Below are 26,064 nucleotides of genomic sequence, written 5' to 3'. Positions count from 1 at the left end.
ATTATTTTCATGGATATAGCAGCAAAGATAAAATCGTTACGTCAGGAACTTTCCCAACATAATTACAATTATTATGTATTAGATACGCCTCAGATTTCTGATTATGATTTTGATATCAAACTAAAAGAATTACAGGCTTTAGAGGCTAAATATCCTGAATTTTATGATGCTAATTCCCCTACCGTTCGTGTAGGAGGAATGGTTACTAAAAGTTTTGATACTATTGTACATGAAAATCGTATGTATTCTTTGGATAATTCATATTCTAAAGAAGATTTAGAAGATTGGGAAAAACGTATTCAGCGTATTCTTGGAGATGTTGAGGTCGCTTTTACATGTGAATTGAAATATGATGGAGCTTCTATAAGTTTAACCTATGAAGATGGAGTTTTATTAAAAGCTGTAACTAGGGGAGATGGATTTCAAGGAGATGATGTAACAAATAATATAAAAACTATCCGTTCCGTTCCTTTAGAGCTAAAGGGGGAATATCCCAAGAAATTTGATATTAGAGGAGAAATAGTGTTGCCTTTTGAAGGTTTTGCTAAAATGAATCAAGATAGAATTGAGGCAGGAGAAGAGCCTTATATGAATCCTCGTAATACTGCTAGTGGGAGTCTTAAATTGCAAGATAGTGCAGAAGTGGCAAAGCGTCCGTTGGAGTGTTTGTTATATAATATTACAGGAGAGAATTTAGGAATTTCCAGTCAGTTTGAAAGTTTAAAAAAGGCTCATGAATGGGGTTTTAAAGTTCCTGAGGTTGCAAAACTATGTAAATCAACAGCTGAGGTTTTAGAGTTTGTAAATTATTGGGATATTCATCGTCATGAGTTACCATATGAAACTGATGGAGTGGTGGTGAAAGTTAATAGTTTTCAGCACCAAGAGGAATTAGGATATACTTCGAAAGCTCCACGTTGGGCAATGGCGTATAAATATAAGGCAGAACAGGTTTCTACGACTTTAGAAAGTATAACATACCAAGTTGGGCGTACGGGAGCTATAACTCCAGTGGCAAATTTAAAGCCTATATTATTGGCTGGAACAACTGTAAAACGTGCTTCTTTACATAATGCAGACCAAATAGAAAAGTCAGATGTTCGCGTTGGTGATATTGTATTTGTAGAAAAAGGAGGAGAAATTATACCGAAGATTATTGGTGTAGATTTTACAAAAAGAACGCTCGATGCTGCACCTGTTCATTATATTGAAAATTGTCCCGAATGTGATACAGAACTTGTTAGGAAAGATGGAGAGGCGCAGCATTATTGTCCAAATACCTATGGCTGCCCACCGCAGATAACAGGTCGTATTCAACATTATATTTCTAGAAAAGCAATGGATATTGAGGGCTTAGGCGGAGAAACGGTAGAGCTGCTTTTTAAAGAAGGGCTTATAGATAATTACGCTGATTTATATACATTAAAAAAGGAAGATATTGTTCCTTTAGAACGAATGGCAGAAAAATCTGCTGAGAATTTAATTCAGGGGGTTGAGAAATCAAAAGAGATTCCCTTTGAGCGCGTTCTTTTTGCATTGGGAATTCGTTTCGTTGGAGAAACAGTTGCCAAAAAATTAGCCAAGGAATATAAGTCTATCGATGCTATTATGGCAGCAAGTGTTGAAGAACTTGTTCAGGTAGATGAAATAGGGATTAAGATTGCAGAGAGTGTAGTTGAATTCTTTCAGAACGAAAAGAACATTTTAATTTTAAATCGATTAAAAGAATATGGAGTTCAACTAGAAATATCTGCTGATAAACTTGAAAATATTTCGGAGAAGTTCAAAGGGATTACATTTGTAGTATCAGGAGTCTTCGAAAAAGTTTCAAGAAACGAGCTTAAAAAACTCATAGAAGACAATAGTGGTAAAGTTGCTTCGTCTATATCTTCAAAAACTAGTTATGTGGTTGCAGGAGATAATATGGGACCTAGTAAAAAAGATAAAGCTGATAAGCTTGGAATAGCCATTATTACCGAAGATGAGTTTCTAAAGATGCTATGAAAACTAATGAACTTCTAAAACTGTATTTTGTCTTTAGTGCTATTTATTTATTAGCATTACTGTTTGATTTTCACCTAGTGGCAAGTATTGCTAAAGTATCATTAATTCCGATAATTTTTTTCAATTACTATTTTGAAAAGGGGAAGTTAGCGTTAATACCGACTTTAATATTGGCCTGTTGTTTTTTAGGAGATGTTTTTATGCTGAATTTTAATCCGGTTACAGTACGGTTGTTCCTAATATTCTTCGGTATAAATCACTTAATATTTTCATTAATTTGCTTTCGATCTATTCATGATTTAGATGTCAAGAAACTTATATTTTCTGCCGTTCCAGTTATAATATTATGGTTTATTTATTTTAATTATTCTATCAAAGATATCTTTGGTGAACAAATGGGAGATTTGTATCCATTTATTATAATTTACTCCATTGTTTTAAGTGCTTTTACAATCATATCATTAGTGAATTTTTTTAATGACGAATCTAAGATTAATCTTTATCCAGTCATTATATCTGTATGTTTCCTAATAGGTGATATTATGATGGCAATAGATAATTACATCGTAAAACTCTTCTTCTTTGATATTACGATTGTTGTAGTAAAGGTTATTTCTTATTATTTCTTACTGAAGTTTATTACTAGTTATAATTTTAAACGTTTATACTAACACCTTCAGAAGTTGATTTATTTGTGTCGAAATAGAAGTCGATTCTTCCAAGATATATACCGTAACACCCTACTTGATTAATTAAAACATTTTTCCCTTTTCTGTTAACCTCCACTACAGGTTTGTCCATAAAAGTATGTGTGTGTCCGCCAATAATTAAATCTATATTCTCGGTATTTTGTGCTAAAACAATATCTGATACTTTATCATTATTGTATTTGTATCCTAAATGAGATAGGCATATAACGAGATCACAATTCTTATCCTCTTTAAGTTCTCTAGTAATATCTTGAGCCTTTTCAATTGGATCTAAATATTTAGTTTCCTTGTAAAGACCTTTTGTAACGAGTCCGTCTAGCTCTACTCCAAGTCCAAAAACACCTATTTTAATTCCGTCCTTAATAAATATTTTATAAGGATTTATTCTACCATCCAGAACAGTATTCGAAAAATCATAATTTCCATTAATGATTTCAAACTTAGCATTTGGTAATTGTGCTAGTAATCCTTCAACACCATTATCAAAATCATGATTTCCGAGAGTTGCAGCGTCATATTTAAGCATACTCATCAACTTGAACTCTATTTCACCTCCGTAGAAATTGAAGTATGGAGTTCCTTGAAAAATATCACCTGCATCAAGTAATAATGTGTTTGGATTTTCATTTCTAATTCCTTCAATCAGGCTAGCTCTTCTCGCCACTCCACCTTGATTAGGATTTCGGGCATGGGAGGCGGGAAATGGATCTATATGACTGTGTACATCGTTTGTATGTAAAATAGTAAGATGCTTTTTCTTTTCAGTAGAACAAGAAGTTAAGGAAAGTCCTCCAGCTCCTATAAAAGCGGTGCTGGCTATCGTATTATTTATAAAGTGTCTTCTTTTCATTTTTTTATAAATCTAGTGTCAACATTCGCTTTAATAGTATCTATTTTTTGGAAGTAATCAATTAGTTCATTTCGTAATAAATAATTGATGTCCGTAGTATTAATAGGATTTTTAAAGAAATCCATATGATCCCCTCCAGTAGCTAAAAAGTCTGAAGTTCCTACAAAGTAAGTTTTATCTGCTTCAATAGGTTTCCCATTAATAGTCATGCTCTTTATAGAGTTGTCGTTTCGTAATGTAAGTTGTAACTGTTTACTAATGGGGTGAGCAGTATTATTTTTTGCAAGATAAAGTCCTAGTTCTTTAACTTTATCAGCAGTGAGTTCTAATACTAAAGTTTTGTTTTCAAAAGGCATAATTTCATAAGCAGTTCGGCGACTTACTTTTCCTTTGCTCATACTAGCACGAATACCTCCGTGGTTAAGAAGTACAAAGTCGATGTTGTTGCCTGTGCGTTTATAAAAAATAGGATTACTTTGCTCGTATGTTATATCTGCCATTAAATTTCCGATAGAAGAATTCAAATTCCCGTCTTTCTTAGAAAGATTTTTAGGATTATAAGCGAGCTGTTCATCAAGTACTTCTTCAATATGTTCTCTGTATGGAGTAACAAAATCATTGATACTATCTACGCTTTTTATAGAATCAGTAATATTTATTTCCTTTCCTGAGATGCTTTTTAGCTTTGTGGAAGCCTTGTTGCAAGAGAGGAAACAGAAGATTGTTATAAATATAACAAAATGTGTCGTTTTATTACGCATAAGATTCTTAATTTTAATAACAGGAACTATCGAAAGTTTTACATTTGCAAAAATAACGGAATGTAAATGATTTTTAAGGGCCTTAAAGAAAAATCAATTAAAAAAGCAATTAGGAAATCGCTTTTATCAGCAAACCCCTCTGTAAATGAGAGAGATGGTGTAGTACGTTCTTTAGCTATTGTAATTAATTATGAGAAGTTAGTAGACTACAAGCCTCTTTTAGACGTAGCAAAAGCAATTAATGTTAGTGCTGAGGACGTTTATGTGATAGGATATGTTGATAAAATTTATAAAAATGGAAGTTATCTAATTCCAGTTTTTACTGATACTTCTTTTGGAATGAAGGGAAAAGTGAAGACAGATGAGGTGGCAGAATTTTTAAAGCGCTCTTACGATATTGTGATTAATTATTATACAGAGCCGAATGTTTATTTAGAATTGGTTTCAGCATTAAGTAAAAGTCCTTTAAAGGTTGGAATCATAAGTGAAGGAGAAGCGATTAACAATTTAGTATTGAAGACAGATGAAAAGGATTTCTCTCAGTTTAGTAAAGAGCTGGTTAAATACCTTAGCATTTTAAAAAAGATTTGAGTATGTCAAAGTTTTTAGGCACAGGGGTTGCTTTGGTAACGCCTTTTAGAGAAGATTTAAGTGTAGATGTTGCTGCGCTTATTAATATTGTAGATCATACAATAAAAGGAGGAGTAGAGTATTTAGTAGTTTTAGGAACTACTGCAGAATCTGCTACGCTTTCTAAGGAGGAAAAAGAACTTGTAAAACAAACAATAATAAAGGCAAATAATGGGCGTGTTCCGTTAGTAGTAGGTGTTGGAGGTAATAATACTGCAGAAGTAGTAAACGAGCTTAAAAATAGTGATCTAACTGCTTTTGATGCTATTTTATCTGTTTCTCCATATTACAATAAACCTACGCAAGAAGGGATATTTCAGCATTTCAAAGCTATAGCTGAAGCGTCTCCACTACCGATAATTTTATATAACGTTCCTGGAAGAACAGGGTCTAATGTATTGCCAGAGACTGTTATTCGTTTAGCAAATAGTTTTAAAAATATCATTGGAGTAAAAGAGGCAGCTGGGGATATAGTTCAGGCAATGAGACTTATAAAAGACAAGCCTAAAGATTTCCTAGTGATTTCTGGAGATGATATGATTACTTTACCTATGGTTCTTGCTGGAGGAGCAGGTGTTATATCTGTAATAGGGCAAGGTTTCCCAAAAGAATTCTCTTCGATGGTTCGTTATGCTTTAAGAGGTAATTTAGACGATGCAAACAATATTCATTTTCAATTAATGGATATTATCGATTATATTTTTGAAGAAGGAAACCCTGCAGGAATAAAAGTAGTGTTTGAAAATTTAGGACTTAGTACAAGTGCTGTGAGATTACCATTAGTGAAAGCTACTGATAGCTTGCGACAAAAAATAAATAATTTTCCTATTTTAGCCACAAACAAAATTAATGGTTAAAACATTAAAGGATATAGGGTTTGGATTAAACGCTACCAAAAATGTAAAGAGATTTATTACAGAAGACGGTAGGTTTAATATAAACCATGTTAATAAAAAATCAATGTTCGAATCCACGTACTCCTATTTAATTAGGATTTCGTGGATTTCTTTTTTTTTCTATGTGCTTTTAGCATACATTGTAATTAATTCCATATTTGCTATCGGGTATGTCGCTATTGGAGTAGATGATATCTCAATTTATAAGAGTCCCAATGTTTTTGCCAATTTCCTGAATGCTTTTTTATTTTCAGCACAAACAATTACCACAGTAGGTTATGGAGTTATGTCCCCTTCAGGAACACTTGCTGGAATTTTAGCTGCATTAGAAGCTTTAATTGGTTTATTGAGCTTTTCTTTTACTACAGGGTTACTTTATGGAAGGTTTTCTAAGCCTAAAACTTTAATCTCTTTTAGTAAGAACTTCGTTGTGCGTCCTTTTAAAAATAAGAGAGCCTTAATGATTAAGGTGATGAATACAAGTAGAAATGTTCTTATAAAACCTAAAGCAGATGTTATTTTAATTCTTCATAAAGAAGTGAATGGGTATTTTGAGCCTGAATATTATAATCTAAAATTAGAACGCAGGTCGATTACTTTTCTTCCAACTACATGGACAATAGTTCATGAAATAGATGAAGAAAGTCCGTTTTTTAAGTTGACAGAAAATAATATTGCAGAGGCAAAAGCAGAAATAGTAGTTTTATTTTCCTATTATGATGATGCTTTTAATAATGAGATTTACGATGTTAAGTCATATTTATATAGCGATCTTATAATAGATAAAAAGTTTACTAAGTCATACGGATATGGAGAAGAGGGGGCTATAGTTTTAGATCATTCTATGTTAGATGATGTTGAAAAACTATGAGTTGACATCTCAACAAGTTAAACTTTTAATAAAAAAACTAAACAGGGTTGCTTGTTAATTATGAAGTGCTTTTCTTCACACTTTAAAATAGTTTTTTAATTTACATATATTTAACTAATTTTGCAGGATGAATTGACTGCATTAGAAAAGAAGATGTAGGTAAGTTAATGCAGTATGAATTTAATTCGATAAACCATCGAAAAACTTAAACCTAGTGATAGGATTACATTAATATGAAGTATACATATATAGCAATTCTTTTTGTTTTGATTTTTACTAGTAGTTGTAGTGAGTATCAAAAAGTATTAAAAGATAGTGATATTAAGAACAAGTATGAAATGGCAGAAAAGCTTTATAACGAAGGTGATTATAAGCGCGCTATTAGACTTTTCGAACAAATAGTACCTCAATATGTTGGGAAGCCACAAGGAGAGCGACTTATATATTTTTATGCAGATTCTTATTATCAAACAGGCGATTATTATTTAGCTGCATATCAATTTGAAAGATTTTCAAAATCATATCCACGAAGTGATAAAGCTGAAGAAGCTGCCTTTTTAGGAGCTAAAAGTCAGTATTTAACTTCACCAAGATATAGTTTAGACCAAACAGAAACAGATAAAGCTATTAGTAAGCTTCAAGTATTTATAAATACACATCCAGAATCAGAATATATGGATGAAGCGAATGAAATGGCGGCAGATTTAAGAGCTAAGAAAGAGAAGAAAGCTTTTGAAGTAGCGAAGCAATATAATAGAATATCAGATTACCATGCATCTATAAAATCTTTTGAGTTATTCTTTAAAGAATTTCCAGGATCAGTATATAAAGAAGATGCCTTGTTTTATGATTACCTTGCCAAATATAACTTGGCAGTAAATAGTATCTACTCCAAAAGAGAAGAGCGTATAGGGGAAGCAAAAGTGGCTTACCAAAAATTGATTAGTGAGTTTAGCGAAACTGAGTATAAAAACAGAGCTGATAAAATGAGTGATGATTTAGATCAGGAATTGCAAGAATTCAAACAGTTATTAGACAAATACAGTAAATAAAAGAAGTTATGAGCGAATTAAGAAATTCTGAAGCACCAGTTTCTACAGTAACTTACGATAGAAATGAAATAGATGCGCCTACAAACAATGTTTACGAGGCTATATCTGTTATTTCTAAGCGTGCCAACCAAATTAATGGAGATATTAAGAAGGAGTTGATTGAAAAGTTGGAAGAGTTTGCTACTTACACAGACAGTCTTGAAGAGATTTTCGAAAATAAAGAGCAGATTGAAGTTTCTAAGTTTTATGAAAAACTTCCTAAGCCGCATGCTATTGCAGTAGAAGAGTGGCTTAACGATAAGATCTATTACAGAAACACAGATAAAGAGTAAGGCATATGTCCATACTTAGCGGCAAAAAAGTATTACTAGGTATTACAGGAGGTATTGCCGCATATAAGTCAGCTTTTTTAGTAAGATTACTAATTAAGGCAGGAGCAAGCGTTAAAGTGGTATTGACAGAATCTGCAAAAGATTTCGTTACCCCTTTAACGCTTTCTACGTTGTCTAAAAATAAAGTGTATTCTTCTTTTACTGATGAAGAGCAAGAAGGAGAGGTGTGGAACAATCACGTAGATTTAGGTCTATGGGCAGACCTTATGATTGTGGCTCCGGCTACGGCAAATACACTTTCAAAAATGACGACTGGAACTGCGGATAATTTTTTATTGGCAACTTATCTTTCAGCAAAATGTCCTATTTATTTTGCGCCAGCAATGGATTTAGATATGTATGTTCATCCTTCTACAAAGAATACTTTCGATACATTAAAGTCCTTTGGAAACATTATGATTTCTGCTGGATTTGGTGAATTGGCAAGTGGATTAGTAGGGCAAGGAAGAATGGCAGAACCAGAAGAAATAGTGTCATTTGTAGAAAAAGATATCCTTTCGAAGCTTCCATTAAAAGGGAAGCGAGTTTTAATTACTGCCGGCCCAACTTATGAAGCTATAGACCCTGTGCGTTTTATTGGAAATCATTCCAGTGGAAGAATGGGATACGCTTTAGCAGAAAAGGCAGCAAATTTAGGTGCTGAGGTTTTCTTGATTTCAGGACCTACGCATTTAGATATATCACATTCTCTTATTAAATTAGTAAGAGTTACCACTGCGGAAGAAATGTATAATGCCACCCACCAAGTGTTTAATCAAGTGGATATTGCTATTCTCTCTGCAGCTGTTGCAGATTATAAGCCTGCCGAAGTAGCAGACCAGAAAATTAAGAAGAAGACAGCAACCATGCATATAGACTTGGTGCCTACACAAGATATTTTAGCTTCTTTAGGGAAGAATAAGAAGAATCAGTTTTTGGTCGGTTTTGCTTTAGAAACCAATAATGAAATCGATAATGCAAAAAAGAAGCTTGCTTCAAAGAATTTAGATGCGATTGTCTTAAATTCGTTAAAAGATAAAGGTGCAGGTTTTGGAAACACCACAAATAAAGTTACTTTTATAGATAAGAATTTAAACAATATTCCGTTTCCATTAAAACCAAAAACGGAAGTTGCAACCGATATCTTTAACGAAATATTGAATCGTCTGAATGATTAAAAAGCTTTTATCTCTCGTAATTTTATGTGCTGTTCAGTTTGCATTTGCTCAAGAATTGAGCTGTACTGTTATAGTTAATTCTGATCAAGTAGATCAAACAAATAAGCAGATATTTAGAACATTAGAGAAGTCGCTTAACGATTATGTAAATAAAACGAAGTGGACCAATAAAACTTTTTCTCAGAAGGAACGAATTGAATCCAGTATGATGATCACCATTAATAGCTATGAGAATAGTACTTTTAGTGGAACCATACAGGTACAATCTAATCGTCCGGTTTATAATTCAACCTATCAATCGCCTGTATTTAATTATCAAGACAAGCGTTTTACATTTAATTATTTAGAGTTTGCACCTATATTTTATAACCCAAATGTATTTGAGTCTAACTTAACTTCGGTAATTACTTATTACGTTTACATTATGTTGGGAATCGATGCAGATACTTTTTCTAAAGAAGGGGGGACTGCTTATTACAAAAAGGCACAAAGCATTGTAAATTTATCTCAAGGAAGTGGTTATAGTGGTTGGCAGCAAACTGATGGAAATAGAACCCGTTGGGAATTGGTAGATAACTTGCTATCTAATACTTTTAAGGAATATCGTTTGGCGCTTTATAACTACCACCGTTTAGGACTAGATAATCTGGTAGAAAACCCAGCATTGGCAAAGCAAACTATTGCAAGTTCAATGCAGCTTTTTGATAAGCTAAATAATGTACGTCCAAATTCTTTTGTTTTACAAGCTTTTTTTGACGCCAAGTCTGAAGAGATTGCAAATGTTTTTTCTGATGGACCAAAAATTGATGTTGTAAAATTAAAGGGAACTTTAAACGATATCGCTCCATTATACTCAGAAACCTGGTCTCGTATAAAATACTAACAATATTTTATTCCGCTAAAAATAACATTTATCTTTGGAGTATAAAACTAGATAACTTTGTTAGTAACTCTCATTATTAAAAATTACGCGTTAATAGATAACCTACAGGTTACTTTTACTAACGGACTTACAGCTATCACTGGAGAAACTGGAGCTGGGAAGTCTATTCTTTTAGGCGGATTATCATTGGTATTAGGAAAGCGTGCAGATTTAAGCAGTATTAAAAACAGCGAAGATAAATGTGTTATAGAAGCTACCTTTGCTATTAGTAATTACAATCTAGAACCTTTTTTTAAGGCTAATGATCTCGATTTTGAAAAGCAGACAATAATAAGAAGGGAAATTCTTCCTAGTGGGAAATCTCGTGCTTTTATAAATGATACACCTGTTACTTTAGATGTTTTATCTCGTTTAGGAGAGCAACTTATAGATATTCATTCGCAGCATCAGACATTAAAACTTACTGATAATAATTTTCAATTTCAGGTAGTTGATGCTGTGGCTAGTAATGATCTTGTTTTAAGTGAATATTCTGAAAAACTTTCGCAATATCATCAGGTTAAAAAGGAATTAAAGAAACTTATCGATTTTCAGCAAGAAGCAGATAAGGAATATGATTATAATTCTTTTTTATTGAAGGAATTAGTTTCTGCGAACCTCAAGCCAGGGATGTTGGCAGAGTTGGAGGCTTCTTATGAAGCGTTGAATAATGTAGAAGAAATAGCTGAAAATGTTTCGCATGCTACTCAGATTTTAGGTGAAGAGCAAGTTGGGGTTATTAGTGGAATGAATGAGCTTAAAGCGGTTTTTAATAAGCTGCTTCATTTTGGAGATTCTTATAAAGAATTAGCTTCTAGGGTTCAGTCTAGTCTTATTGAATTAGATGATATTTTTGTGGAAATTCAGCAAATAGAAGAAAATCTTGAAGCTGATCCTCAACAATTGGAAGAGGTAAATGCTAAGCTACAGCTGATATATAACCTTCAGAAAAAACACAATGTTATAGAAATTTCAGAATTGTTGGCTGCTCAAGAGGAGCTTGCAGAAAAAGTTTCTAAGACAGAAAACCTTGAGGCTGATATAAAGAGATTACAATTAGATGTGTTGAAGCAAGAAGAAGCTTTAGACGTAATTGCAAATAAAATACATAAGAATAGAGCGAAGTCTATTCCTTCTTTAAAATCTCATTTGGAAGGGGTACTTGCTGAATTAGGAATGCCAAATGCTAAATTTAAAATAGATTTAGTACCAACCAATAAGTATTTTGCAAAAGGAAAAGATGAACTTCACTTTTTATTCGCAGCAAATAAAGGCGGTAGTTTTAATGAGTTGAAGAAGGTAGCTTCTGGAGGAGAGCTTTCTAGAATAATGTTAGCTATAAAATCTCTTTTAGCGCAATATATGCATTTGCCAACTATAATGTTTGATGAAATCGATACGGGTGTTTCTGGAGAGGTTTCCAATAAAATGGGAGATATAATGCATCAGATGAGTAAAACGATGCAAGTTTTTACGATTACCCATTTACCACAAGTAGCAGCAAAAGGAGATGTTCAATTTAAAGTATTTAAAGAGGATAAAGGTGGTGTAACTTCTTCACAAATGAAACAAATTACTGGAGAAGAACGAATTAAAGAAATAGCAGAAATGCTAGGAGGGAAAGATATTTCTAGCTCTGCAATGGCGCATGCTAAAGAACTGTTAATGAATAAAGCTTAGTTTTTTTGGATGGAAGAGGTGATTCCTATAAAGAATAAAATTAGTTATTATACAGATATAAAAATAGCTCCTTTTGATCCTAATAAGCGATTTACAAAGCCTCATCGTCATAACAAATATTTTGAAATTGTATATCTAAGCAAGGCGGAAGGATATCATTATATAGACAATATTGCATATAAAATTGAAGGCCCAACTTTCTTTTTTATTAGAAAAGAGGCAGTACACCATTGGGATATAACTACAATTCCGGAGGGGTATGTTGTAATATTTAAGGAAAGTTTTTTGCAAAATACTTTAGATGATACATTGAATACACTTTTAATGAAGCTTAATAATCATCATGAAAAAAAGTGTACAGAACCTGAGTTTGTAGAAGAGTTATTTAAATTATTATGCTTTGAGTCAAATCGAGAAATTGGGCATAATAAGTTAGTCTTTGAAGGATTGTTAAAGGCTTTACTTGCTCACTTAAATACGAATTTAGAAATTCAAGATTTAGGGAAGGCTGATGAATTTTTAAAAATGCTTGCAGATAATCCTGTAAACAACGTAAGTTTTTATGCAGATAAATTGCAATTAAGTAACCAGCAACTCAATCAATTGTGTAAAAAGGAATACGGTAAAACAACTTCAGAAGTTATTGCTTCACATATTAATACAGAGGCCAAGCGTTTACTTAAATATAGTAAGATAACTATTTCGGAAATCGCTTTTCATTTAAACTTTAAGAATGCTTCTCATTTCGTAAAATATTTTAAAAAGCACAACGCTGTAACTCCATTAAACTTCAGAAAAGAAGAGAATAGACCATAGTTTTATTCGAATAGATCATTTTAAGGTAACTATTACTTTTATTTTTGTTTTTCAATTTAAAAGTAACCAACCAAATGCGATTTTTTTTATTTTTCTTATGTACGTTAAGTTTTGTGCAAATAAGTAATGCTCAAGTTAAGGGTAAAGTTGTAGATGCAACTAATAGTGATCCCTTAGAATATGCAACCGTAGCTATTTTTAATGCTGATGATAATGAACTTATTACGGGAGTTGTTACCAATCAAGATGGAAGCTTTGTGTTGGAAAATATTAAAAAAGGAAATTACTATTTAGAAATTTCTTTTATAGGTTATGAAACAAAAAAGGGTACTCCGTTCGAAGTATCTAAAAGCAATCAGAATTTAGATTTAGGAAAGGTTGAAATTAATCCAAGTCAGCTATTTTTGGATGAAGTAGTGCTTTCAGGAAAAAAATCTACTGTAATTAATAAAGTAGATAGACAGGTTTATGAGGCAGATCAATTTCAAAGTAGTATAGGTGGGAATGGGACCGATGTAATTAGAAACTTGCCTTCTGTATCTGTAGATGGATTGGGAGAGATTTCTGTGAGAGGAAGTAATAGTTTTGTTATTCTATTAAACGGGAAACCAGTACAAACAAATGCTTCTTTGATTTTAAACCAGTTGCCTGCAAATGCTATTGAGCGTTTGGAATTGATTACAGCACCTTCAGCAAAATATGATCCAGAGGGGAAAGCGGGAATTCTAAATATAATCACCAAAAAAGGAGCTACAAATGGAACTTTTACTCAGATAAATATTAAAGGAGGTTTTCCTAGTATTGAGGATTATGACAACAAAGAGCCAGCACAGCGTTATGGAGCGGATATTACATACAATATTCGAAAAGATAAATGGAATATTTCTATGGGAGCAAGTTACCAAAGAAATGATATTTCTGGGAGAAGAGAAGGAGATGCATATACTATTATAAACGATACATTAACACAGTTTCCTTCAGATGGTGAGCGTAGTTTTGTAGAAAAGAATTTTTCTGGTCGATTCTCGGTAGATTTCACTCCAGATACTTTAAACACATATTCTATTGGTTTTTATGGAGGTAAACGTTCTAAAGATAGAACTGCAGATATTATTTATTACGACAATCATGCAATTACTCCAGCAGAAGGGGGAGATCGTATTTATACGTTCCAATATTATAACGAAAATCTTAGAATCCGTAAGGGAGATTTTGTGCTAGGAAGTTTTGACTACAATCACATTTTTAAGAACAATTCGAATATTTCTACTTCTTTTTTATATGAATATACATTGCTTGGAGGGCCTACAACAAACGATAATTTGGGATATCCAGATACGAGTGTAGTTTTACAGGAAGAATACAACACGAATGATAATCCGTTAAATGGAATTCGTTTTCAAGTAGATTATCAGTTTAAACCTATTTCTATTGGTCAGTTAGAAATGGGGTATCAATTTAGAAACTTAGATCATAAAGGAGATTTTGTTTATGAGCGAAAGAATAATATGACTGGAGAATTTGAGTTGGTACCTGAATTTTCTAGTGAAGTAGATCTTACACGTCAGATAAATTCTGGATATGTACAGCTTTCAAAATCTTTAGACCAATGGGAGTATAGTGCTGGACTTCGTCTGGAGGGAATGGATAGAAATTTAGATCTTAGGGATAAAGCACAAACGGTAGATACAACTTATAAATATGATTATTTAAAGCTTTTTCCTTCCGCAGCTATTCAATATTCAGTCAATGAGGATTTAAAATTTAAGGCTGCATATAGCAAACGTGTTGAACGTACAACATCTTTTAAAATGAATCCCTTTCCTGAGCGAGAGCATTCAGAAACATTGGAGCAGGGAGATCCTACATTAAAGCCAGAGTTTATAGATTTAGTAGAGCTTGGAATGGTAAAATCTTTTGAAGGTAATAATTCTTTATATGTTACCGCTTATTACAGGAATGTAAATAACTTGGTAAACCGTGTGAATACAGTATATAACGATACTATTTTAAACCGAATATATACCAATGTAGGTAAAGGAAGGTCTTTAGGTTTGGAGTTAGGATCACAAATAGATCCTACTGAAAATTGGTCGAATTTTATAGGTTTTAATGTTTATAACTACGGAATTGATGGTAGTTTTAATGGGGAAACTGTAGATGAAAATGGTTGGCAGTATTCTATAAATGTGAATTCTTCATTTGATTTTTCTGACACAGCTTCTTTACAATTTACATTTAATTATTTATCAGAAAGAAAAACAGCACAAGGAGAAGATTCTAGATTTTATTCACCAAATCTAACATTTCAAAAAACCTTTTTTGATAATAGGCTTAAAGCATCTCTACAATGGTTAAATATGGATATGGGATTATTAGATACCAACGAACAACGTATTACTACCGCTAGTCCGGGATCGTTTTATACCACTACAAATTATGTTTATGAGGTAGATGTTGTACTATTAAATTTATCGTACACTTTCAATAATAATAAAAATAAATCTAAGTTTATAGAAAGTGAATTTGGAAAGCGAGAGTTTTAATTTGTGTTTCTAGTGTAGTAAGAACACTTTAATTATGTCATAATATAATAATAAGTAAACATAAGGTGCATTTATTTGATGCATGATTGGTCTTGTTACAAATAATTTGAATATTTTTGACGCTGTAAATAGTTAAATACAGAATTAACCAAAATCATATGTCATATAATTTATTAAAAGGTAAGAGAGGGATAATCTTCGGAGCATTAGATGAGAATTCAATAGCATGGAAAACTGCTATAAAAGCGCACGAAGAAGGAGCTACATTTGTTTTAACCAATGCACCTATCGCAATGCGAATGGGACAAATTAAAGAATTGGCAGGAAAAACAGGTTCTGAAATTATTCCAGCTGATGCTACCAATGTTGAAGAATTGGAAAACCTTGTTGAAAAGTCAATGGAAATTCTGGGAGGTAAAATAGATTTTGTTTTACATTCAATTGGAATGTCTATTAATGTAAGAAAAGGAAAGCACTATACAGATCAGAAGTATGACTTTACTGAAAAAGGTTGGGATGTTTCGGCATTATCTTTTCATAAAGTTTGTCAGACTTTATATCAAAAAGACGCTATGAATGAGTGGGGAAGTATCGTTGCTTTAACATATATGGCTGCACAGAGAGTATTTCCAGACTATAATGATATGGCCGACAATAAAGCTTATTTAGAGTCGATTGCAAGAAGTTTTGGGTATTTCTACGGAAAACACAGAAATGTACGTGTAAACACTATTTCTCAGTCTCCAACACCAACAACAGCAGGGCAAGGAGTAAAAGGGTTTGATGGATTTATTGCATATGCAGATAAGATGTCTCCATTAGGAAATGCTACTGCTCAAGAGTGTGCGGATTATACAATTAGTTTGTTCTCTGACCTTACTAAAAAGGTAACTATGCAAAACCTTTTCCACGACGGAGGTTTCTCTAACACTGGAGTAAGCAACGAAGTGATGGAAAAGTTCATGAAAGAAGATTAATTAGTTTCTAAAATATAAAATGCTGTTTGAGGAGTGATTGCTATAAAATAAATGTCACTTTTTAAACAGTTTTTTTGTATCTAATAGTATTATCATAAATGGCATTGAGCTTTTCATTTATCATTCCTGTTTATAATAGGCCAGAAGAAGTAAAAGAATTACTTGAAAGTATGAATTTGCTTACAGGTAATATTCCTTTTGAAGTAGTTATTGTAGAAGATGGTTCTTCTATTTCTTCGGAAAGTGTCGTAGAAGATTTTAAAGATCATCTTAATATTTCTTATTACTTCAAGTCAAATTCTGGACCTGGAGATTCTCGTAATTATGGAATGCGAAAAGCTAAAGGAAACTATTTTATTATTTTAGATTCCGACTGTATTTTGCCACCACAATATTTAGAAGAAGCTAATAAATCTTTACAGAGCAAGTATGTTGATTGCTACGGTGGTCCAGATGCCGCTCATGAGTCTTTCTCAGATATTCAGAAAGCAATTAATTATAGTATGACTTCTCTGCTAACCACAGGAGGGATACGAGGAGGGAAGAAAGCTGTGAATAAGTTTCAACCCAGAAGTTTTAATATGGGACTCTCAAAAAAGGCTTTTGAAGCAACTGGCGGTTTCGGGAAAATTCATCCAGGAGAAGACCCAGATTTAACGATCCGGTTATGGAAAGCAGGTTTTGAAACTGTTTTAATTCCACAGGCTTTTGTGTACCATAAGCGTAGAATTTCTTGGGAAAAGTTTTATCAGCAAGTTCAAAAGTTTGGACTTACACGGCCTATATTAAATAAATGGCATCCAGAAACTAAGAAGATAACATATTGGTTTCCTACATTATTTGTTTTGGGGCTAGCATTTTCATTATTAATGTGGTTCGCAGGAATTTCTATATTTTTTAAAATATATGGTTTATATTTTTTAGCTATATTTTTTGATGCATTATTGAAAAATAAAAGTTTAAAAATTGCGTTTCTAGCTGTTTATGCAGTAGTGATACAATTTTTTGGTTATGGATTGGCCTTTGTAAAATCGACTTTTTTGATTACCTTTTCTAATAAAAAACCAGAACAAATTTTTCCAAAACTATTTTTTAACTGATGGCAGGAAGGTTTCTAGAATATATAAAAAGTACGCTGAAGAAGCCAAAGGCAACAATATTTCTAATGTTTCTTGTTGTTTCCTTCTTTATATGGTTTCTAATATCGCTTTCCGATATTTATACCTCTCATATAAGCTTTAATTTAAAATACAATGGTATTCCTGAGGACAAGTTAGTGTTAGGGAACCCAAAAACCAGTTTTGAAACAAATGTGGAAACATCTGGATTTAAAATATTGGGATATAGACTTTTTAAAAGAGATCTAATTGTTGATTTAGTTGATTTTCATGAAAATAACGACGCCTATTATATGCTTCCTAATGATTTAGAGGATGCTATAAGAACTCAATATAAATCTTTAAATGTAAGGAGGATAAATACCGATTCTGTTGTTTTAAAGCTTGGAGTTAATCAGAAGAAATATATAAAGGTAATTCCTAAAACACGTTTGGAATTTGAAAATGATTATCAGCTTAGGGATTCTATAAAAGTGGAACCAGATAGTATTTGGGTGCGTGGACCAGAGGATATTGTTGGTAAAATTATCAATATAGAAACAGAGGTTCAAAACTATAAGAATGTAAGGAATAATTTTGATTATAAATCACCTTTAAATATTCCAGACTCTTTAGAAGAGTTGGAGTTTGAAACCAAAGAAGTATCTATTTCGGGAGTTGTTGAGCGTTATTCAGAAAAAATAATTTTAGTGCCTGTACAAATAGCTAATCTTCCTGATGATATGAGCTTAAAGGTCTATCCCGAGAAAGTAAAATTGCTTTGTAAAGCTCCAATATCAGAATTGAAACGGGTAAATGAGGGGGCTTTTAAAGTTATTTGCGATTACAATGAAATTTCTTCGGAATCGACTTTTCTGATTCCTAAATTAGTGGAAGAGCCAAAATTTGTGTCTTCCGTTAAGATTTTGGACAAAAAAGTGGAATATTTAGTGAAAAAGCAATAACTATGATAGTAGGATTAACAGGAGGTATAGGAAGTGGTAAGTCTACAGTAGCTTCTCTATTTAAAAAACTTGATGTTCCTGTTTTTATTGCTGATGTAGAGGCGAAAAGCCTAATGGAAACTAATGACAATGTACGTAAGCGTATTATCGATTTGTTTGGTGAAAAAGCCTACGATAATAACTTACCTAATAGAAAATATATCGCAGATATTGTTTTTGCAGATCCTGAAAAATTAAAAAAACTTAATGCTATAATCCATCCTGCAGTTGGTGCCCATTTTAAAGACTGGTATGAAAATCAGGAAGCAGCTTATGTAATAAAAGAGGTTGCCATATTATTTGAAACAGGAGGAGATAAGCAATGTGACCTTGTTATTACGGTGACCGCTCCAAAGGAAGTGCGTTTACAGCGAGTTTTAAAGCGTGATAACACAACTAGAGAAGAGGTAGAAGCAAGAATGAATAATCAATGGAAGGAAGAAGATAAAGTTAAGAAATCTGACTTTGTTATAGAAAATATTGATTTAGAAGAGACCTCACAAATTGTTGAGAAGATACACGAAATGATACTTAAAAAAAGTATTTGAACCAAAAATTTTAACATTTTTGTTAACGTTAGGTTAAATGCTTAACATACCTTATTACAAAGCCTTAATTTTGACTAAATGAGTAGACGCTTATTTATACTTCTAGTAATTTTGATGAGTTTATCCTTAATGGGGATTATATTCGTCCAAGGTTATTGGATAAAGACAGCAGTAGAAGATAAGGAAGAACAGTTTTCTACTAGTATTTCTCAAGTATTAAACTCCGTTTCGGATAAATTGGAGGGAAGAGAAATTAGAGACTATTTTAATAGGTTTCTTATGTTACGAGATAGCGTAGGAGAATTGAAAGAGTCTAATTTAAGAGAGTTCTTTTTTGTTGAAAAAGATAGGAATAGCAATGAAACATTTATCTATTCCCACGGAATTTTAGAAGAAGATTATGGCATATCTTCTACGTTCTTTGATAATAATAATACAGACACTACAACGATTAAAAATTACACGAGTAAGAGAACTACTCAGATTTTTAAAGAAGAGTATGGTATTGATGGGAAGGTATATTCTCCAGTGGAAAGGATTGAGAAGATTGGTGGTTTTTCTGCTTTAGAGAAAGCTCAGTTTGAAGATGTTTTTAAAGAAGCAGCGCAAAGAGTTCCAATTCATAAAAGAGTTACTTCTCAAGAAATAGAGCTTTTAATCCAACAAGAATTAAATGACAGAGGGATAAACCTTAATTTTGAATATGGTATCTATAGTAAAGGGTTAGCTACAAGAGTACGTTCTAGTAACTTTAAAGAGTTAGATATATCACGCTATAAAACACCGCTTTTTACTGATAATGATGGTAATAGTAATTACGATTTATTAGTTAGTTTTCCTGAAAAGAAGAAATTTTTAATATCTTCTATCATAGAAATGGCTATTTTATCTGTGGTTTTTACGCTCATAATTTTAGTAGCATATTCTAGTGCATTGTATCAATTAATAAAGCAAAAGCAAATTTCGGAGATAAAAACTGACTTTATTAATAATATGACGCATGAGTTTAAAACTCCAATTGCCACTATAAATTTAGCATTAGATTCTTTGAAGAACCCCAAAGCTTTTCAGGATTCAGACTTAGTAAAACGATATCTACAAATGATTCGTGATGAAAATAAGAGAATGCATGCTCAAGTAGAGAATGTACTAAGAATCTCTAAGTTAGAAAAGAATCAGTTGGATATTAGTAAGGATAAGGTAGATATTCACGACATAATAGAAGAAGCTATAGCGCATGTAGAGCTTATGGTAGAAAACAGAGGCGGATATATAAAAACACATTTAGACGCCAGTAGAAGTGAGATATTAGGAAATGACTTTCACCTAACTAATATATTAGTGAATATTATGGATAATGCTAATAAGTATTCTCCAGAAACCCCAGAAATAAATGTCTACACTGAAATAGTAAAGAATAGTATTATTATTAAGATCACCGACAATGGTGCGGGAATGAGTAAAGCAGTATTAAAAAGAATATTTGAAAAATTTTATAGAGAATCTACAGGAAACATACATAATATAAAAGGTCATGGATTAGGATTGGCTTATGTAAAAAGTATTGTAGAGGATCATCAAGGCGAAGTTTATGCCGAAAGTGAAAAAGATAAAGGAAGTACCTTTTTCGTAAAGTTACCTTTAATATAAAAAAGCATGGAAACAGTAAATAAAAAGATTTTATTAGTAGAAGATGATCCCAATTTTGGAATCGTACTGAAAGATTATTTATCAATGAATGATTTTGATGTAACACTAGCTAAAAATGGGATGGAAGGTTATGAGAAATTCAGAAAAGATCATTACGATTTATGTATTTTAGATGTAATGATGCCTTATAAAGATGGATTTACTTTGGCAAAAGAGATTAGAGAAAAGGATGAGAATATTCCAATTATCTTCTTGACAGCCAAAACAATGAAAGAAGATGTATTGAAAGGATATAAGGTCGGAGCAGATGATTATTTAAACAAACCATTTGATTCTGAAGTTTTATTATTCAAAATAAAAGCTATTATCCAGCGTAAATCTACAGAGTCTTTAGCAGATAGTAAGCAATTTGAATTTGTTATAGGGAACTTCCATTTAAACTCTAAATTACGTTTCCTAACTTACAAAGAAGAAGAGCCTATAAAATTATCTCCAAAAGAAAACGAATTATTACGTTTACTAGCGCTTCATGAAAATGATTTAATGCCAAGAGAATTGGCTTTAACGAAAATATGGAGAGATGATAATTATTTCACTTCTCGAAGTATGGATGTTTACATAGCAAAACTTCGTAAATATCTTAAGAAAGATGACGAAGTAGAAATATTGAATATTCATGGTGAAGGATTTAGATTAGTTGTAAAAACTGAAGCTGAGAAGTAAAAAAATATCTAATAATAATTTAAAAAACCTCTAAATGTGATCATTTAGAGGTTTTTTTTTCGCATAATAGACAGGTCTAAATTAAGTATTTATTAATCGATAGCTGTAAATCACTGATTAACAATAATTAACAAAAGGTGTTAAAAAAGTTAAATTTTTAAGTTTTATTCGATACTTTAACTCTTTACTAAAACTTAAAAAATATTATGAAACAACTTTTATTAACAATTTCATTGTTACTTACTAGTTTTGCTTATTCGCAAAATATTAGTGGAACAGTAACTGATGCTGGAGGAACGCCCTTACCAGGGGTGTCAATAATAGTTGATGGAACAAGGAATGGTACATCAACTGATTTTGACGGAAATTATACAATTAATGCGACACCAGATGATGTCTTAGTGTTTACATACGTAGGTATGGTGTCTGTAAAGGAGCAAGTAGGTACTAATTCTACTATAAATGTTTCTATGAAAGAAGATGCTACTAGTTTAGATGAAGTAGTTGTATCTGTAGCCCTTGGAGAAACAGCTAAGAAAAAATCTTTAAGTAACTCTGTTCAAGCAGTATCTTCTGAGCAATTATTAGAAGGGAATCAAAATAATATGGTGAATGGATTGCAAGGAAAAGTTTCTGGAGTTACTATTTCTAACTCTGGTGGTGCCCCAGGGTCTTCTTCTGTGATCTTAATTAGAGGAGGGAACTCAATAACAGGTAATAATCAACCGTTATTTGTTGTAGATGGTATTCCTATTGATAATTCAACTAACTCTAGTTTAGAAGTGGCGAGTGTAAACAGAGCTTCGGATATTAATCCCGAGGATATAGAGAATATTTCAATTTTAAAAGGACCAGCAGCAGCTGCTTTATATGGTATTCAAGCGTCCAATGGAGCTGTGATTATTACGACTAAGAAAGGAAAAGCTGGTGTTAGTAAAATTAGTTATTCGGGTTCACTTTCTGTAGATGAAATATTAGGAACACCAGATGTTCAAACAATGTATGGACAAGGAGAGGAAGAGGCTGATGGAGATATTAATCCAGAGTCTTCTTTTTCATGGGGAGAACAGATAGCAGCAGGTACTCCTATTTATAAAAATATTGATGATTTTTATAAAACTGCAATTACACAAAATCATAATGTTAGTTATTCAACAGGTAGTGAGAAAAGTAATATTTATTTTTCAATTGGAGATATTTCTCAAGATGGAATTATTCCTAGCACTAGTTATGATAAGACTTCTTTTAAAATTAATGCGAATTCAAAATTCAATAAAAATTTTAGTATTGGAGTATCTGGAAATTATATAAACACAAAAATATCAAGTACGAGACAAGGAAATGCTAGTGGTGGAAGTTTTAATAGTTTATTAGCCTATCCCGTTACTGTTAATGCTCGTGATTATTTAAATCCAAATGGTTCTCAGAAAACTTTTTTTCAAGATCAACAATTTGACAATCCTTATTGGAGTATAAATAATAGTCCAAATACAGATGATGTAAGACGTTTGATAGGGGTAATTAATTTGAATTATAATTTCTTAAATGATTTTAACCTTACCTATAGAGTAGGGACAGATGATTATAATGAGTATAATAAAAAAATTACTGGAGATGGTTCTTTAGTAGAGAATAGAGAGGAAGGTTATATATCTCAATTTGAAAAAGACCATTCTAGACTTACTTCTACACTTTTGTTGAGGTATAACAAAGAAATATCAGAAGACTTTACATTAGATGCAATGGCGGGTAATTCTGTAGAAGAATTAGATATTCGAACAACTTATTCTTATGGAAACGGCTTTCAAGCGCCTGGAATATATAGTATTGCTAATGTAGCTCAAGAAGATCAACTCGTTAATGAGGTAATTCAAAGAAAGAGAATAGTAGGTTTATTTGGAGAGCTTAAATTAGGATGGAAAGACGCTTTGTTTTTAACCGCAACAGGGAGAAACGACTGGTCTTCTACACTTCCAGCAGATAAACGTTCTTTCTTTTATCCATCTGTTGGAGCATCAGCAGTTTTAAGTGATTTATTTAATATTTCATCTGATGGAGGTCTTAATTATTTAAAGTTAAGAGGAACTTGGGCTAAAGTAGGAAAAGACGCACCAATTGGAGCGTTAGAAAGTTCTTTAGGGAAAAATTTAAATGGAGCGGCTAGTTCTGCATATGCATGGAATGGAGTTAATGTTGGTAACCCTAATTTAGAGCCAGAGTTTACAGATAGTTACGAAGTAGGAGCAGACATGAGGTTTCTTAATAACAGATTGTCATTAGAGTTTTCTTACTATTATAGTTTATCAGATAATCAAATTTTAAAAGATATAAGGGTTCCGCCTACAGCAGGTACTTTTTATGCTACTTTAAATGGAGGGTCTATCAAGAATCAGGGGATAGAAGCGCTTCTTTCTGCCCAGATTTTAAAACCTAATGCAGGAGGTTTAGCATGGAATGCAGATTTTAATTTTGGAATGAATGAAAGCACAGTTGAAGATTTACCAGGTTTTTTAAATGAAGTTTATTTATCAGATTCCTGGACATTTAGAAATTCAGCTGCCGGAGCAGCAATCTTAGATGGATCTTTATTTGGACTTAGAGGTAAGCAGCCCTTAACAGATGATAATGGAAATATAATTATAGATTCAAGTGGACTGCCTGTTTTGACAGATCAAACTTATACTAATGTTAGTAGAATGCCAGATTGGACATTAGGAATTACAAATACTTTTAGCTATAAAGGGGTTTCGTTGTCATTTTTATTTGATATAGTTCAGGGGCAAGAGATTTATAACGCTACAGAATCAGCTATGATTTATTATGGTCAGAGTCCGCAAACACTTGATAGAGGTCAGCAAGTAACATTTACTGGAGTGGATGTTGATGGTAATCCAAGGGAGGTTACCTCTACAAAAGATCAAAATTATTATACAAATTACTATTCTTTAAATTCTAATAACTTTATTGAAGATGGATCATTTGCACGTTTAAGATATGTTACCCTTTCATATAAATTTCCAAAATCTTTGACTGATAAGCTTTCATTATCAGCATTGGAACTATATGGAACAGGAAGAAATTTATTGACAATTACTGATTATAGTGGTGTAGATCCAGAGGTAAATACTTTTGGTGCAGGAATATCTGGTGCAGGTTCTACATACATAGATAATTTGGGTACTCCAAACACTAAAGGTTTTGATTTAGGGTTAAAATTCACATTTTAAATACAAATAAAAATGAAAATATTAAATTATATATATACAGGTTTGTTGTTAGCTACGGTGTCGTGTTCAGATGATTATTTTGACGTGAACAGTTCTGAAACAGCTCCTACTACAACTTCTTTAGAACCACAATATAGAATACAAGGAGCAATAGAGAACACTACAGGAACTGCACAATATAGAGGAATGCGAGAAGTACTTGGAATAGTGCAATACGGTTCTCAAAATGTCGCTAATTATTACTCAGAAACATGGAGTTCATTTTTAACAACAGGAAGTTATTTTTTATGGCAGAATTCTTACGTTTATGCGCTACCAAATACAGCTGATTTAATAGTTTTAGGTAGAGAATATAACTCTCCAAACTACAGCGCAGTAGGTAAAATATTAAGAGCATATATATTTGGAATGACAACAGATCAATATGGAGATATTGTAACTGATAAAACATATGACGGTGAATCTTCAATGAATCTTACTCCAAAGTTTGTGACACAGAAGGAGGCATATCAAACAATATTCACTTTGTTGGATGAAGCAATTGACGAGTTAAATCAAACAAGCGAAATTGATCTAAATAAAGAAGGAGGAGATGTTTTGTATGAAGGTGATAACGATTTATGGATCAAATTTGCATATGCTTTGAAAGCAAGATATATGAATCACTTAAGTAAAAAATCATCTGGTGATTTAGCATACAATTCGCAGGAAATAGTAGATCTATGTCAAAAAGCATTCGCTTCAAATGCAGAGAATGCTTTGGTTCAATTTACAGGAGGAGAAGCAGAGAATACCAATCAACCATTTAGTGCAGATGGTTATGGATCTTCTAGAATTGATTTCTTTTCAGAATTTTTTGTAGACTTATTAAAAAATCCACTTCAACTTTCTACACCTATGGAAGACCCTCGTTTGAAGATAATTGTACCGGAAGCCGTTAATGGTGGTTATTATGGTGTGAGAACTGGAGCTGGAGTAGATACTGATAGTGATTCATATGATAATTATTCTATTGGTAATGGAGGTTTTTATACTAGTCCTGATTCTCCAACATATATGTTTACATTTAGTGAAGTTAAGTTTATAGAAGCTGAAGCTAAATTTAGAGCAGGAGATAGAGCGGGAGCCTATACTGCTTTAAAGCTTGGAGTCGAAGCAGATTTAAAAAAGCTTAATGTAAATGCACTTGATATGAATTCATATTTAACAGCATTGGACACCGAAGTAGGAACTACTAACATTAGTCTGTCGCATATAATGGTTCAAAAATATATTGCCAATATGTTGAACCCAGAGACATGGGTAGATATGAGGAGAATGGATTATAGTGATTCAGTGTATCCAGGACTCCAAAGACCAGAAAATGTAAATATTGATATTTTTCCTAATGAAAATGATTGGATACAAGCGATGATGTATGAATACAATGAGGAGGATAGAAATTATGAAAACATGCCGAATAATAATCCAGCATTGAGATTAACTACTCCTGTTTGGTGGAATACATCAGAATAAAAACTTAATTTATATTGATTTTAAAAAAGGGAGGCT

Annotated in this window: 22 protein-coding genes; 20 read left to right on the top strand and 2 right to left on the bottom strand. The window is 32.4% G+C overall.

Features of this window, described 5'->3' with window-relative positions; genetic code table 11:
• Positions 1-9 precede the first annotated feature (9 nt).
• Together ligA and ACN0TY_RS14345 are read left to right on the top strand one after the other, a co-directional pair.
• Positions 10-2,004, top strand: coding sequence for an NAD-dependent DNA ligase LigA (ligA, locus tag ACN0TY_RS14350; RefSeq protein ID WP_417445043.1), 1,995 nt, complete (start codon positions 10-12; stop codon positions 2,002-2,004).
• Complete coding sequence (locus ACN0TY_RS14345; protein ID WP_417445042.1) at positions 2,001-2,675, top strand: lysoplasmalogenase family protein; 675 nt, start codon at positions 2,001-2,003, stop codon at positions 2,673-2,675. Before ligA ends, ACN0TY_RS14345 begins: the two co-directional genes overlap by 4 nt.
• Here the strand turns inward: ACN0TY_RS14345 and ACN0TY_RS14340 are convergent.
• Positions 2,659-3,564, bottom strand: coding sequence for a bifunctional metallophosphatase/5'-nucleotidase (locus ACN0TY_RS14340; protein WP_417445041.1), 906 nt, complete (start codon positions 3,562-3,564; stop codon positions 2,659-2,661). The genes ACN0TY_RS14345 and ACN0TY_RS14340 overlap by 17 nt on opposite strands.
• Positions 3,561-4,325 carry a 5'-nucleotidase C-terminal domain-containing protein gene (locus ACN0TY_RS14335; protein ID WP_417445040.1) on the bottom strand — a complete coding sequence of 255 codons (765 nt, stop codon included), beginning with the start codon at positions 4,323-4,325 and terminating at the stop codon, positions 3,561-3,563. The genes ACN0TY_RS14340 and ACN0TY_RS14335 overlap by 4 nt, the downstream gene beginning before the upstream one ends.
• A gap of 66 nt (positions 4,326-4,391) precedes the next feature.
• Here ACN0TY_RS14335 and ACN0TY_RS14330 point away from each other — a divergent pair, with 66 nt between their 5' ends.
• From ACN0TY_RS14330 to ACN0TY_RS14245, 18 genes are all read left to right on the top strand, one after another.
• Positions 4,392-4,916, top strand: a complete 525-nt coding sequence (locus ACN0TY_RS14330; RefSeq protein ID WP_417445039.1) for a DUF6913 domain-containing protein — start codon at positions 4,392-4,394, stop codon at positions 4,914-4,916.
• 2 nt (positions 4,917-4,918) lie between these two features.
• A complete protein-coding gene (gene dapA / locus ACN0TY_RS14325; protein WP_417445038.1) occupies positions 4,919-5,812 on the top strand; it encodes a 4-hydroxy-tetrahydrodipicolinate synthase in 894 nt (297 codons plus the stop codon).
• Positions 5,805-6,722, top strand: coding sequence for an ion channel (locus ACN0TY_RS14320; protein ID WP_417445037.1), 918 nt, complete (start codon positions 5,805-5,807; stop codon positions 6,720-6,722). The genes dapA and ACN0TY_RS14320 overlap by 8 nt, the downstream gene beginning before the upstream one ends.
• Positions 6,723-6,955: 233 nt before the next feature.
• A complete protein-coding gene (locus tag ACN0TY_RS14315) occupies positions 6,956-7,774 on the top strand; it encodes an outer membrane protein assembly factor BamD (protein WP_236958580.1) in 819 nt (272 codons plus the stop codon).
• Positions 7,775-7,782: 8 nt separating this feature from the next.
• On the top strand, positions 7,783-8,106 hold the full coding sequence (locus ACN0TY_RS14310; RefSeq protein ID WP_236958579.1) for a DNA-directed RNA polymerase subunit omega: 324 nt from the start codon (positions 7,783-7,785) through the stop codon (positions 8,104-8,106).
• A 5-nt stretch (positions 8,107-8,111) separates the two neighbouring features.
• Positions 8,112-9,323, top strand: a complete 1,212-nt coding sequence (coaBC, locus tag ACN0TY_RS14305) for a bifunctional phosphopantothenoylcysteine decarboxylase/phosphopantothenate--cysteine ligase CoaBC (RefSeq protein ID WP_417445036.1) — start codon at positions 8,112-8,114, stop codon at positions 9,321-9,323.
• Positions 9,316-10,206, top strand: a complete 891-nt coding sequence (locus tag ACN0TY_RS14300) for a DUF4835 family protein (protein ID WP_236958577.1) — start codon at positions 9,316-9,318, stop codon at positions 10,204-10,206. Before coaBC ends, ACN0TY_RS14300 begins: the two co-directional genes overlap by 8 nt.
• A 57-nt stretch (positions 10,207-10,263) precedes the next feature.
• Positions 10,264-11,925, top strand: coding sequence for a DNA repair protein RecN (recN, locus tag ACN0TY_RS14295; RefSeq protein WP_417445035.1), 1,662 nt, complete (start codon positions 10,264-10,266; stop codon positions 11,923-11,925).
• 9 nt (positions 11,926-11,934) lie between these two features.
• Positions 11,935-12,741 carry a helix-turn-helix domain-containing protein gene (locus ACN0TY_RS14290; protein ID WP_417445034.1) on the top strand — a complete coding sequence of 269 codons (807 nt, stop codon included), beginning with the start codon at positions 11,935-11,937 and terminating at the stop codon, positions 12,739-12,741.
• 74 nt (positions 12,742-12,815) lie between these two features.
• Entirely contained in the window at positions 12,816-15,287 is a 2,472-nt protein-coding gene (locus ACN0TY_RS14285; protein ID WP_417445033.1) for a TonB-dependent receptor domain-containing protein, read from the top strand.
• Between the two features lie 158 nt (positions 15,288-15,445).
• Complete coding sequence (locus ACN0TY_RS14280; protein WP_417445032.1) at positions 15,446-16,264, top strand: enoyl-ACP reductase FabI; 819 nt, start codon at positions 15,446-15,448, stop codon at positions 16,262-16,264.
• A 98-nt stretch (positions 16,265-16,362) separates the two neighbouring features.
• A complete protein-coding gene (locus ACN0TY_RS14275; RefSeq protein WP_417445031.1) occupies positions 16,363-17,364 on the top strand; it encodes a glycosyltransferase in 1,002 nt (333 codons plus the stop codon).
• Positions 17,364-18,326 carry a YbbR-like domain-containing protein gene (locus tag ACN0TY_RS14270; RefSeq protein ID WP_417445030.1) on the top strand — a complete coding sequence of 321 codons (963 nt, stop codon included), beginning with the start codon at positions 17,364-17,366 and terminating at the stop codon, positions 18,324-18,326. Before ACN0TY_RS14275 ends, ACN0TY_RS14270 begins: the two co-directional genes overlap by 1 nt.
• A 2-nt stretch (positions 18,327-18,328) precedes the next feature.
• On the top strand, positions 18,329-18,913 hold the full coding sequence (gene coaE, locus ACN0TY_RS14265; RefSeq protein WP_417445029.1) for a dephospho-CoA kinase: 585 nt from the start codon (positions 18,329-18,331) through the stop codon (positions 18,911-18,913).
• 78 nt (positions 18,914-18,991) lie between these two features.
• A complete protein-coding gene (locus ACN0TY_RS14260) occupies positions 18,992-20,563 on the top strand; it encodes a sensor histidine kinase (RefSeq protein WP_417445028.1) in 1,572 nt (523 codons plus the stop codon).
• A 6-nt stretch (positions 20,564-20,569) separates the two neighbouring features.
• Entirely contained in the window at positions 20,570-21,286 is a 717-nt protein-coding gene (locus ACN0TY_RS14255) for a response regulator transcription factor (protein WP_236958568.1), read from the top strand.
• Positions 21,287-21,492: 206 nt separating this feature from the next.
• Positions 21,493-24,513, top strand: coding sequence for a SusC/RagA family TonB-linked outer membrane protein (locus ACN0TY_RS14250; RefSeq protein ID WP_417445027.1), 3,021 nt, complete (start codon positions 21,493-21,495; stop codon positions 24,511-24,513).
• Between the two features lie 12 nt (positions 24,514-24,525).
• The gene (locus ACN0TY_RS14245; protein ID WP_417445026.1) at positions 24,526-26,028 is read left to right on the top strand and encodes a SusD/RagB family nutrient-binding outer membrane lipoprotein; all 1,503 of its coding nucleotides are present in this window, start codon (positions 24,526-24,528) and stop codon (positions 26,026-26,028) included.
• Positions 26,029-26,064 lie beyond the last annotated feature (36 nt).

Origin of the sequence: Joostella sp. (assembly GCF_048266025.1) — a bacterium.
Lineage (GTDB): Bacteria > Bacteroidota > Bacteroidia > Flavobacteriales > Flavobacteriaceae > Galbibacter > Galbibacter atrarenae.
This window is presented reverse-complemented; position numbering and strand designations above follow the sequence as displayed.

Excerpts from the sequence above, each read along its gene's own strand:
- ligA (WP_417445043.1), top strand. The coding sequence starts at position 10 with ATGGATATAGCAGCAAAGATAAAATCGTTACGTCAGGAACTTTCCCAA.
- ACN0TY_RS14345 (WP_417445042.1), top strand. The coding sequence starts at position 2,001 with ATGAAAACTAATGAACTTCTAAAACTGTATTTTGTCTTTAGTGCTATT.
- ACN0TY_RS14340 (WP_417445041.1), bottom strand. The coding sequence starts at position 3,564 with ATGAAAAGAAGACACTTTATAAATAATACGATAGCCAGCACCGCTTTT.
- ACN0TY_RS14335 (WP_417445040.1), bottom strand. The coding sequence starts at position 4,325 with ATGCGTAATAAAACGACACATTTTGTTATATTTATAACAATCTTCTGT.
- ACN0TY_RS14330 (WP_417445039.1), top strand. The coding sequence starts at position 4,392 with ATGATTTTTAAGGGCCTTAAAGAAAAATCAATTAAAAAAGCAATTAGG.
- dapA (WP_417445038.1), top strand. The coding sequence starts at position 4,919 with ATGTCAAAGTTTTTAGGCACAGGGGTTGCTTTGGTAACGCCTTTTAGA.
- ACN0TY_RS14320 (WP_417445037.1), top strand. The coding sequence starts at position 5,805 with ATGGTTAAAACATTAAAGGATATAGGGTTTGGATTAAACGCTACCAAA.
- ACN0TY_RS14315 (WP_236958580.1), top strand. The coding sequence starts at position 6,956 with ATGAAGTATACATATATAGCAATTCTTTTTGTTTTGATTTTTACTAGT.
- ACN0TY_RS14310 (WP_236958579.1), top strand. The coding sequence starts at position 7,783 with ATGAGCGAATTAAGAAATTCTGAAGCACCAGTTTCTACAGTAACTTAC.
- coaBC (WP_417445036.1), top strand. The coding sequence starts at position 8,112 with ATGTCCATACTTAGCGGCAAAAAAGTATTACTAGGTATTACAGGAGGT.
- ACN0TY_RS14300 (WP_236958577.1), top strand. The coding sequence starts at position 9,316 with ATGATTAAAAAGCTTTTATCTCTCGTAATTTTATGTGCTGTTCAGTTT.
- ACN0TY_RS14290 (WP_417445034.1), top strand. The coding sequence starts at position 11,935 with ATGGAAGAGGTGATTCCTATAAAGAATAAAATTAGTTATTATACAGAT.
- ACN0TY_RS14285 (WP_417445033.1), top strand. The coding sequence starts at position 12,816 with ATGCGATTTTTTTTATTTTTCTTATGTACGTTAAGTTTTGTGCAAATA.
- ACN0TY_RS14280 (WP_417445032.1), top strand. The coding sequence starts at position 15,446 with ATGTCATATAATTTATTAAAAGGTAAGAGAGGGATAATCTTCGGAGCA.
- ACN0TY_RS14275 (WP_417445031.1), top strand. The coding sequence starts at position 16,363 with ATGGCATTGAGCTTTTCATTTATCATTCCTGTTTATAATAGGCCAGAA.
- ACN0TY_RS14270 (WP_417445030.1), top strand. The coding sequence starts at position 17,364 with ATGGCAGGAAGGTTTCTAGAATATATAAAAAGTACGCTGAAGAAGCCA.
- coaE (WP_417445029.1), top strand. The coding sequence starts at position 18,329 with ATGATAGTAGGATTAACAGGAGGTATAGGAAGTGGTAAGTCTACAGTA.
- ACN0TY_RS14260 (WP_417445028.1), top strand. The coding sequence starts at position 18,992 with ATGAGTAGACGCTTATTTATACTTCTAGTAATTTTGATGAGTTTATCC.
- ACN0TY_RS14255 (WP_236958568.1), top strand. The coding sequence starts at position 20,570 with ATGGAAACAGTAAATAAAAAGATTTTATTAGTAGAAGATGATCCCAAT.
- ACN0TY_RS14250 (WP_417445027.1), top strand. The coding sequence starts at position 21,493 with ATGAAACAACTTTTATTAACAATTTCATTGTTACTTACTAGTTTTGCT.
- ACN0TY_RS14245 (WP_417445026.1), top strand. The coding sequence starts at position 24,526 with ATGAAAATATTAAATTATATATATACAGGTTTGTTGTTAGCTACGGTG.